The sequence below is a fragment of the Actinomycetes bacterium genome (assembly GCA_035489715.1).
GTDB lineage: Bacteria > Actinomycetota > Actinomycetes > JACCUZ01 > JACCUZ01 > DATHAP01.
On the sequence record DATHAP010000149.1, the window covers coordinates 1 to 9918 of the forward strand.

The 9918-nt window shown below is 73.9% G+C and carries 11 protein-coding genes; 7 read left to right on the plus strand and 4 right to left on the minus strand.

Going from position 1 to position 9918, the window contains the following annotated elements; translation table 11 throughout:
- Positions 1–96: 96 nt before the first annotated feature.
- Genes VK640_11850 through VK640_11875 form a run of 6 tightly spaced genes read left to right on the plus strand, consistent with a single transcriptional unit; the run spans position 97 to position 5413 of the window.
- Entirely contained in the window at positions 97–396 is a 300-nt protein-coding gene (locus VK640_11850) for a metal-sensitive transcriptional regulator (GenBank protein ID HTE73876.1), read from the plus strand.
- 55 nt (positions 397–451) lie between these two features.
- The gene (locus tag VK640_11855) at positions 452–679 is read left to right on the plus strand and encodes a heavy metal-associated domain-containing protein (GenBank protein ID HTE73877.1); all 228 of its coding nucleotides are present in this window, start codon (positions 452–454) and stop codon (positions 677–679) included.
- On the plus strand, positions 676–1596 hold the full coding sequence (locus VK640_11860; protein ID HTE73878.1) for a hypothetical protein: 921 nt from the start codon (positions 676–678) through the stop codon (positions 1594–1596). Before VK640_11855 ends, VK640_11860 begins: the two co-directional genes overlap by 4 nt.
- Entirely contained in the window at positions 1593–3920 is a 2328-nt protein-coding gene (locus VK640_11865; protein ID HTE73879.1) for a heavy metal translocating P-type ATPase, read from the plus strand. Before VK640_11860 ends, VK640_11865 begins: the two co-directional genes overlap by 4 nt.
- Positions 3921–3934: 14 nt before the next feature.
- On the plus strand, positions 3935–4717 hold the full coding sequence (locus VK640_11870) for a GNAT family N-acetyltransferase (GenBank protein ID HTE73880.1): 783 nt from the start codon (positions 3935–3937) through the stop codon (positions 4715–4717).
- A 36-nt stretch (positions 4718–4753) separates the two neighbouring features.
- Positions 4754–5413: an HAD family hydrolase gene (locus tag VK640_11875; GenBank protein ID HTE73881.1), complete on the plus strand. Its 660-nt coding sequence runs from the start codon at positions 4754–4756 to the stop codon at positions 5411–5413.
- Positions 5414–5475: 62 nt separating this feature from the next.
- Here VK640_11875 and VK640_11880 read toward each other — a convergent pair whose 3' ends face one another.
- From VK640_11880 to VK640_11890, 3 genes are all read right to left on the minus strand, one after another.
- Positions 5476–5958, minus strand: a complete 483-nt coding sequence (locus VK640_11880) for a DoxX family membrane protein (GenBank protein HTE73882.1) — start codon at positions 5956–5958, stop codon at positions 5476–5478.
- 217 nt (positions 5959–6175) lie between these two features.
- Positions 6176–7417: an acetyl-CoA hydrolase/transferase C-terminal domain-containing protein gene (locus tag VK640_11885; protein HTE73883.1), complete on the minus strand. Its 1242-nt coding sequence runs from the start codon at positions 7415–7417 to the stop codon at positions 6176–6178.
- Position 7418: 1 nt separating this feature from the next.
- The gene (locus VK640_11890; protein ID HTE73884.1) at positions 7419–8408 is read right to left on the minus strand and encodes a nitroreductase family protein; all 990 of its coding nucleotides are present in this window, start codon (positions 8406–8408) and stop codon (positions 7419–7421) included.
- Between the two features lie 124 nt (positions 8409–8532).
- Between VK640_11890 and VK640_11895 the strand changes: the two genes are divergently transcribed.
- Positions 8533–9543 carry a nitroreductase gene (locus VK640_11895; protein ID HTE73885.1) on the plus strand — a complete coding sequence of 337 codons (1011 nt, stop codon included), beginning with the start codon at positions 8533–8535 and terminating at the stop codon, positions 9541–9543.
- A gap of 19 nt (positions 9544–9562) precedes the next feature.
- Here the strand turns inward: VK640_11895 and VK640_11900 are convergent.
- On the minus strand, positions 9563–9918 hold a 356-nt coding region (locus tag VK640_11900; GenBank protein ID HTE73886.1), incomplete at its 5' end, for a carbonic anhydrase.

Here is a 9918-nt window from a genome sequence, read left to right on the forward strand (position 1 = left end):
GAACGGGCGGTTCCGAGGTGTTGTGGCCAGTACCCTAGGGGGGTACAGTAGAGCAACACGCAGCGAGTACCCCTACGGGGTAAGCAGGAGGACGAGATGACCGAGCCGGCCCCGCCGCACGGCTACACCCCGCGCAAGGACAGTCACCTCAAGCGCCTGCGCCGTGTCGAGGGCCAGGTCCGCGGCCTGCAACGGATGGTCGAGGAGGACAAGTACTGCATCGACATCCTCACCCAGGTCTCGGCTGCCACCAAGGCGCTGCAGGCCTTCTCCCTCGAGCTGCTCGAGGAGCACCTCGCCCACTGCGTGGTCGAGGCGGCCCAGCGCGGCGGCGCGGAGGCCGACGAGAAGGTCCGCGAGGCCTCCGAGGCCATCGCCCGGCTGGTCCGCAGCTGACCGCCCCACCAGCTGACCACGCCGACAAGGGCACCACTGAACCCGAGGAGACACCATGAGCACCACCGCCACCTACCGCGTCACCGGCATGACCTGCGAGCACTGCGTGCGCGCGGTCACCGACGAGGTGTCGGCCATCCCGGGCGTCCGTGACGTCGAGGTCGACCTGGTCGCAGGCGGCGAGTCGACGGTGCGCGTGGTCAGCGAGGACGCCCTGCCCGAGGACACCGTCCGTGAGGCGGTCGACGAGGCGGGCTACCAGCTCGCCGGTGCCACGCCGTGAACGCGGCAGCACGGCTCACCGTCTTCGCCGCGGTCCTGCTGGCGGCCTTCGGCTCCGCCTGGGCGGTCGGCGCCGCGGTGGGCCCCGCTGACGCCCCGGAGACCGACACCCATGCCGAGGCGGACCGCACGCACAGCGACGGCGGGGGCGACGGCGGCCACGGCGACGATTCCGCGACTCTCACGGCAGACGACGGCGCCCTGCCGGGGCTGGCGTCGACGGTCGACGGCTACACGCTGGTCCCGCTGCGGCCCACCCTTCCGTCGGGCGACGCCGTCCGGTTCGCCTTCCGGGTCACCGGCCCGGACGGGTCGCCGGTCACCGACTACACCGAGGCGCACGAGAAGGACCTGCACCTGATCGTCGTGCGACGCGACCTGTCGCAGTTCCAGCATGTGCACCCGGTCCTGTCGGGAGACGGCGTCTGGTCGGTCGACCTCGACCTGACCCGGGCGGGCAGCTACCGGGCCTACGCCGACGTCGTCCCCGCCGACCTCGGCCGCAACCTCGTGCTCGGCACCGACCTCGACGTGGCAGGTGAATACCGCCCGGTGGCACTGCCCGCCGCCGCGACGTCCATCTCGGTCGACGGCTTCGACGTGCGGATGACCGGGCACCCGGAGGCCGGGGTCGACACCGACCTGACCTTCACGGTCAGCCGCGACGGTGAGCCGGTGGACGACCTGCAGCCGTACCTGGGGGCGTACGGCCACCTGGTGACCCTGCGCGCCGGCGATCTCGCCTACCTGCACACGCACCCGGGCGAGGACGCCGAGCCGGGCGTCGCCGGCGGCCCGGACGTCGAGTTCATGACGACGTTCCCGTCGCCGGGGACCTACCGGCTGTTCCTGGACTTCCAGGTCAACGGCGAGGTGCGCACCGCAGAGCTCACCGTGGACGTCGGTGAGCACCGATGACACTCCAGACGCCCACTGGTGGCCGCACCGTCGAGCTGGCCATCGGCGGCATGACCTGCAGCTCGTGCTCGGCCCGGATCGAGAAGAAGCTCAACCGGATGCCAGGTGTCGAGGCGACGGTGAACTTCGCCACCGAGAAGGCGAAGGTCACATTCGCCGACGACGTGACGGTCGACGACCTGGTCGCCACCGTGGAGGCCACCGGCTACACCGCGGCACCGCCTGCCGCGCGGCCCGCTCCAGGGGCTGCCTCCAATGCCGGGTCCGCGGCCGGTGTCACGGGCAGCGACGCGGAGGCCCAGGCCGCCGGTGACCCGCGGGCCGTCGACGCCCTGCGCCAGCGGGTCGTCGGGACGGCGGCGCTGACCGTGCCGGTGATCCTGCTGGCGATGGTGCCGGCCCTGCAGTTCGACTACTGGCAGTGGCTGTCGCTGACGCTCGCGGCCCCCGTGGTCACCTGGGGTGCCTGGCCGTTCCACCGGGCGACCTGGGTCAACCTGCGCCACGGTGCCGCGACGATGGACACCCTCGTCTCCCTCGGCGTGCTCGCCGCCTTCGGCTGGTCGCTGTACGCCCTCTTCCTGGGCGGGGCGGGCGAGCCCGGGATGACGATGCCGTTCACGCTCGTCCCGGAGCGCGGGTCCGGAGCCGACGAGGTCTATCTCGAGGTCGCCTCCGGGCTGACGCTGTTCCTGCTCACCGGCAAGTGGCTGGAGGCCAGGGCCAAGCGCAGCTCCGGCGCCGCGCTGCGCGCCCTGCTCGAGATGGGGGCGAAGGACGTCGCGGTCGTGCGGGACGGCGTGGAGCGACGTGTCCCCGTCGACGAGCTCGTGGTCGGCGACGTGTTCGTCGTCCGGCCGGGGGAGAAGGTCGCGACCGACGGCGTGGTCGTCGAGGGGACCTCCGCGGTCGACGCCTCGATGCTGACCGGCGAGCCGGTGCCAGTCGAGGTCGGGCCTGGTGACGGCGTCGTCGGCGCCACGGTCAACGCCGGGGGCCGGCTGGTGGTCCGCGCCACCAGGGTCGGTGGCGACACCCAGCTGGCCCAGATGGCCCGGCTGGTCGAGGACGCGCAGAACGGCAAGGCGCCGGTGCAGCGGCTGGCCGACCGGATCTCCGCCGTCTTCGTGCCGACGGTCCTCGTGCTCGCGCTGGCCACGCTCGGCTTCTGGCTCGGCCGCGGGGACAGCGCGGAGCTGGCGTTCGCCGCAGCCGTCGCCGTCCTGGTCATCGCCTGCCCGTGCGCCCTCGGGCTCGCGACGCCGACCGCCCTGCTCGTCGGCACCGGTCGCGGGGCACAGCTCGGCATTTTGATCAAGGGCCCCGAGGTTCTGGAGTCCACCCGACGTGTGGACACCGTCGTACTGGACAAGACCGGCACCGTGACCACCGGCACCATGACGCTCGTCGGCGTCGTCGTAGACGACGGCGTCGACCGTGCGGAGGCGCTGCGCCTGGCCGGCGCGCTCGAGTCGGCCTCGGAGCACCCGGTCGCCCGCGCCGTCGCGTCGGCCGCGGCGGCCGAGGTCGGTCCGCTGCCTGCGGTGGAGGGCTTCGCCAACGTCGCGGGTCTCGGGGTCCAGGGAGTGGTGCCCGCACCCGATGGCGGCGGCACCCACGCGGTGGTCGTCGGCCGGCCGCGGCTGCTGGCCGAGTGGTCGCAGCACCTCTCGCCGGCGCTGGAGCGGGCGCGCGCGGCCGCAGAGGCCGAGGGACGCACGGTCGTCGCCGCCGGGTGGGACGGCCGCGCCCGCGCGGTGCTGGTGGTGTCCGACGTGGTCAAGCCCACCTCGGGCCGCGCCGTCGCTGGCCTTCGCGACCTGGGGCTCCGGCCGGTGCTGCTGACCGGCGACAACGCGGCGGCCGCGGCCACGGTCGCCGCCGAGGTCGGCATCGACCCGGCCGACGTCGTGGCCGAGGTGCTGCCCCAGGACAAGGTCGACGTCGTCCGCCGGCTGCAGACCGAGGGACGGGTCGTCGCGATGGTCGGCGACGGGGTCAACGACGCAGCCGCCCTCGCCCAGGCCGACCTGGGGCTGGCGATGGGCACCGGCACCGACGTGGCGATCGAGGCGTCCGACCTCACGCTGGTGCGCGGCGACCTGACGGCGACCGCCGACGCGATCCGGCTGTCGCGGCGCACCCTGTCGACCATCCGCGGGAACCTGTTCTGGGCCTTCGCCTACAACCTCGCCGGCATCCCGCTGGCCGCCGCGGGGCTGCTGAACCCGCTCATCGCCGGCGCCGCGATGGCCGCGAGCTCGCTGTTCGTCGTGACCAACAGCCTGCGCCTGCGACGATTCCAGCCGCTGGCCGAGGCCTGAGGAGAGGACCAGGGGTGCGCGGGACGATCGCGGAGCGGACCGAGGACGCCGAGCTGCCCGACGGGCTGCGCGCGCACTGGCGCTCCTGGCTCGGCGCGACCGACGACGAGCTGGCCGTCCTGGGTGCCGTCCACGACGGGCCGCCCCCGGTCGTCGTGGTGGGGGCGGAGGGACGTACCCGCCCTGGATGGGACGGCGCGGTCCACGCGGTCACGGGCGTCGTCGACGGCGCCGGTGCGGCCGTGGTGTCCGTGCCGCCGGCGCACCTCGGGTGGGCGCGGTCGTACGTCGCGCAGGCCCGTGACGACGAGGCGGCGGGTGGCGCGGGTGCCCTCGACGCGCTGCGGGCCGCCCTGCCGGAGCGGCTCGACCTGCCCGGCCACGTCGTCTACCGCGGCGTCTTCCGCTGGAGCGACACCGCGCCGGCGGCCGACCGGCTCCCCGACGCGGGGCTCTGGCTGCCGCACGAGGACCCGAGGGTGCCGGGGTGGCTGCGGCCGTTCGGAGGCGACGTCCTGGTCGCGCTCGACGACGACGACCGCTACCTGGCCGGCGTCGGCCTCAAGCGGCACGACCGGCACGGGCACGAGATCTCCGTCGGCACCGACGAGGGCGCCCGCGGCAAGGGGCTGGCGCGTCGGCTGGTCGCCCAGGCGTCCAGGACCCTGCACGCGCAGGGCATCGTCGCGACCTACCTGCACGACCCCGCCAACGTCGCGTCCGCCCGGGTGGCCGACGCGGCGGGCTTCCCGGACCGCGGCTGGGGGGTCCTCGGCATCTTCCAGGCTGCGCCCTGACGGTACGCGCGGCCCACTGGGGGTAGGCGCGGCCCCATGGAGCGGATCGCCCTCGTCGACGTCGACGGGACCCTGGTCGACACGAACTACCAGCACGCGCTCGCGTGGTACCGCGCGTTCCGACGCATCGGTCTGACGCTGCCGCTCTGGCGCATCCACCGGCACATCGGCATGGGCGGCGACCAGCTGGTGCCGGCCCTCACCGACGAGGCGGTCGACGCCCGGCACGGTGACGAGCTGCGCGCCGCCTGGGCCGAGGAGTTCGCCCCCTTGCTGCCGGAGGTGTCAGCGGTCGAGGGGGCCCACGAGCTGCTGGCCGGCCTGCGTTCCGACGGGGTCCGGGTGGTGCTGGCCAGCTCGGGCAAGCCGGAGCACGTCGACGCCTTCCTCGACCTGGTCGACGGCCGGTCGGTCGCTAACGCGTGGACGACCTCCGAGGACGTCGAGCACACCAAGCCCGCCCCGGACCTCCTTCAGGTGGCCCTGGACAAGGCGACCGACCGGCCGGGCGACGCCGACGTCGTCGTGGTGGGGGACTCGACGTGGGACTTCGTCGCGGCCGGCCGGTTCGGCGCCCGCGGGGTCGCCCTCCTGACCGGAGGGTTCTCCCGCGAGGAGCTCACCGAGGCGGGTGCGGTCGAGGTGGCCGACACCCTTCCCGAGGTCGGTCGGCTGCTGCACCGCGGCTGGCGCTGACCGCACGACGAAGGGGCCGGCCCTCCGGGCCGACCCCTCCTACTGCTGGGGAGCGGTTGCTGCTACTTCAGGAACCCGTAGCGCGCCACCAGGGGGATCCGCTCCCACACCCGGCCGAGGCCGAGCGTCTTGTTGGCGCTCGCGAGAGCAAGGACGCCCAGGACCAGCGCGTACACGATGTGGTCGTCGATCACCGGGTTGTTCTCCGGGGGCAGGACGGCGCTCCACATCATGACCAGCAGAAGCGCGCCGCTGACGGCGGCGATGCGCATCGCGAAGCCGAGCACCAGCGCGATGCCGATGCCGCCGAGGCCGAGCATGAACAGCCAGTCCGCCCAGCTGGCGCCGGCGATGTCCTTGTAGAAGTCGGCGAAGGGGCCGGTCGGCGCGTTGGCGAGGAAGCCCTCGGTGGGGCTGCCGCCGTTGATCCAGGCGCCGTCCGTGGGGGTCTCGTGGCCGAGACCGAAGGTCTTGTCGAGGAACGCCCAGAGGAAGACCCAGCCGAGGGCGAGCCGGGTGGCCGCCATCATGAAGCGGTACGCCATGTGCCGCGGGGTCTCTTCGTGGACGGGTTCGGCGATGAAGGTGGTGTCCGAGGTCAGGACGGGGACCTTCGCCGGGGTGTGGGTGGTCATGGTGTCCTCCTGGTGACTACTGGGTCCTTGTGAGACACCTCGATCGTCACCCGGTTCACGCCGAGCCCCCAGGGACCAAGGACCCGGATCGGCACGACTCAAGGCCCCCACCGTCAGGGTGCTCCGGTCAGTCGACCCGGCCCCAGGCCAGGCCCAGGGCGACGGCCTCCTCGCGCAGCTCCTCCCGCACCCGCGGGTGGGCGGCCTGCTCGATGAGGTTGCGCGCCTGGCTCTGCTCGTCCTGGCCGAACATCTCCGCGACGCCCTGCTCGGTCACGACCGCGGTGTGCTGGAACGACGTGACCGGCTCGTCGACCATCGCGACGATCGAGGACGTGTCCGCCTTGGGGTGCCAGGACCGCAGCGCCATGACTGCCTGGCCGCCGGGCGAGTGCAGCGCTCCCACGATGAAGTCGGTCTGGCCGCCGAAGCCGGAGTGGATGCGGCCGTTGACGCGCGACGCGTTGGCCTGGCCGAACAGGTCGACCTGCAGCGCCGTGTTGATGCTCGTCATCGCGCGCTGCTTGGAGATCTTCGTCGGGTTGTTGGTGCGCTCGGTGCGCAGCAGCTGCACCCGCGGGTTGCGGTCGGCCCACCGCAGCAGCTCCGGTGAGCCGAGGAGGAACGACGCGGTGATCGGTGCGACGGCGTCCAGCGCCCCCGCGCGGTCCAGCCTCAGCACCCCGTCGGAGAACATCTCGCTCCACACGACCAGACCCGTGCGTCGGGACAGCCCGGGCAGGGTCGCGTCGGGCACCAGCCCGATGCCGAGCTGGATGGTCGCGCCGTCACCGACCCGGGCCGCCACCAGCTCGCCGATGCGGCGCGATGCGTCGTCGGGCTCGGCGTGGTGCGGCGGCAGCAGCGGCTCGTCCACCTCGACCAGGTAGTCGACGTCCTCCGGCCAGAGCAGCCCGTCGCCGTACGTCCACGGCATCGCCGCGTTGACCTGCGCGACGACGATGCCGCCCCGCGCCCGGCAGGCCTCGACGGCCGCCGGCAGGATGTTGACCTCGGCCCCCATCGAGTAGCTGCCGTCGTGCAGCGGCGCCACGTTGAGGCAGACGACGTCGGGCGGCATCGTGGTCGCGAACAGCCTCGGCACCAGAGACAGCCGGGCCGGCACGTAGCGCAGCCGCGGGCTGCGCCGCACCCCCGGCCCGACGAAACAGGTCTCGTGCACCACCTCGGGTCGCTGCGGCACCGCGGGACCCGCGTTGAGCGTGAACAGGTGGTACGTCGCCAGGCTGCTGTCCACGACCGAGAGCAGGGTCAGCGGGAGGGCGCCGTTGCCGCTGACAACCACCCTCGGGGTGCCGGGCAGGGCGGACAGGACGGTGCCGAGCTGCTCGGCGGTGACCGTGGGCACGTCAGGACAGCAGCTCGTCGACCGGGCGGCGAGGGGTCTCCGGCCCGGGTTCGGCGTAGCCGAGGCGCAGCACCATCTGCGGGTGGCCCACCACACCGAGCTCGCCGGCCAGCCGGCGCCGGGCCCACGGCTGGTCGAGGACCTGCCCCAGCGGGGAGGCCTGCACGCCGCCGGCCGTGGCCCGGACCAGCAGCGCCGACAGCGCCTGCCCGGCGACCAGCCAGTCGTGCGGGGTGTCGGCGGTGGTGCCGAGGACGGCGACCAGCGGGTGCTCGGCGACCGGCGGGTCCGCGTCGTCCACCGGGTCGCCCGCTGCCTCGGTGCCGCCGGCGGGGCCGAACCGACGGAGGGTCAGGTCGCTCGCGCGGACCTCCTCCGCCGGCGCGGTGGCGGCCGCGGGGAGGCCGTCCGCTGAGCCGGCCGGTCTGTCGGCCCACCTGGCCAGCTCGGCCTGGTAGTCCGGGTCGTCGCGCTCAAGCTCGTCCGCCTTGGCGAGCAGCACGGCCAGCGGCACCTGGTCCTCGGAGTCGGCCAGGAACCGCACCCAGGCACCCTCGGCCTCGGCGGCGAGCCGCATCTCGCGCACGACGTCGTCCGCGACCGGCCGGGCATGGAACCGTCCGCGCTGGGTGTGCCGCTCGCGGGCGGCGGTCACCAGCCCCAGCTCTGCCTCGGCCGGCGGGTCCCCAGGTGCGGCGGCGATGCGGACCTCGATGCCGTGGCTGTCGGCCCGGACCACCTCCGTCGTCGGGTCGAGCCCCTGGGCCCGCAGGCCCAGCCGGGCGAGGTGCACGGCAGCGCCGCAGCTGATCGTGACCTGGCGGGAGTCGGGGTCGAGCACCGGCAGCCGGCGTGCCTCGTCGCGCCGGAGGGTGAGCACCCCCGCGGTCACCGAGAACTGCCACGGCTGGCTGTTGTGCACCGAGGGCGCGTGGCGCGCCAGGTCGACGACGGCGGCGAGGTCGGGCTGGGCCGGGCTCTGGGCTGTCACCGGCCCAGTGTCGGCGCAGCAGGCGCCTGCGGCCAAGGCCGAAGGGCACGGCATTCGGGACTTTCGTACCTGTCGTGCCTCGGTGCGGAAGCGGATGGTGGGTCGACAGCCAGGGAGGTGCACCATGCTCGAGACCCGTACCGCGAGACTCCTCGACGGCGACGTCGCGACCGCGCTCGTCGAGGCGGCCTCGGCTGCCCCGTCGGTGCACAACAGCCAGCCGTGGATCTTCACGCTGGGCGAGCGCACGGTCGACCTCCACGCCGACCCGGCCCGCCACCTGGCGGTGTCGGACGGCTCCGGCCGGTCCCTGCTGATCAGCTGCGGCGCCGCCCTGTTCAACCTGCGGGTGGCCGCTGACCACCTGGGCTTCCACCCCCGCGTCCGGATCCTCCCGACCAAGGCCGACCCGACCCACGTGGCCCGGCTCGAGGTCGACCACCGGCACGGCTCGCCCGGCTTCCTGGAGGACCTGTTCCCGGCCGTCTGGTCGCGACGTACCAACCGCTTCCCGTTCTGGAACCGCCGGATCCCGCGGTCGGTGCTCAGCCGGCTCCAGGACGCCGTCAGCCTCGAGAACTCCCTGCTGCGGATCGTCGACCAGCCAGCCGAGATCGACCGGATCGTGGGCCTGCTGCACGACGGCGAGCGGGCCGACCTGCCGGAGGCCAAGCTCGAGCGGGCGGCCTGGCTGGGCCGCGACGGCGCGTCCGACGGCATCCCCTCCCATGCGCTCGGCCCCCGCCCCCGGGACCGCTCCACGCCCTTCCGCGACCTCGGGGCCGACGTCCCGGCATCCGGCGGCCGGGCCCGCAGGTCCTCCGGGAGTGAGCTGCCGACCGTGCCGTTCGAGGCGACGCCGACTGTCGCGATCCTGTCCACGCTCAAGGACACCCCGGCCGACTGGGTGCGGGCCGGTCAGGCGCTGGAGCGCGCCCTGCTGGTCGCCACGGCCGAGGGGCTGTCCGCCTCGTTCATGAACCAGCCGCTGGAGCACCACGACCTGCGCTGGCAGGTGCGCTCACCGCTCACCGGTGTGGGCGTCACCCAGATGATCATGCGGATCGGCTACGGCATCCCGGTGCCGGCGACGCCCCGCCGCCCGGTTGCCGAGGTCATCCGGCTGTCCGTCTGAGTCGATCCGGGGGACGTCGTCAGCCGACCCGGCGGAGCAGGCCGGTGCGCAGGTCGTAGACGAAGCCGTCCACCGCCAGCTCCTGCAGGTACGGCCACGAGCGCACCCGCTGGACGTCCTGGCGCACCGCGTCGTCCTGGTCGGCTGTGGTGAGGAACGAGATGCTGCGGGTGTCCGGACCGCCGGCCGCGCGGATCGCCTCGTGCACCTGCTCCTCGCCGCCCGCGCTCATCCGGCAGTCGGTGTGCGCGACGACCATCACCCGCTCGACGCCGAGCAGGTACGACGCCAGCACCAACGTCCGCAGCACGTCGTCGGTCACCCGGGCACCCGCGTTGCGAAGGATCTTGGCGTCGCCGGGCTCGAGCCCGAGCA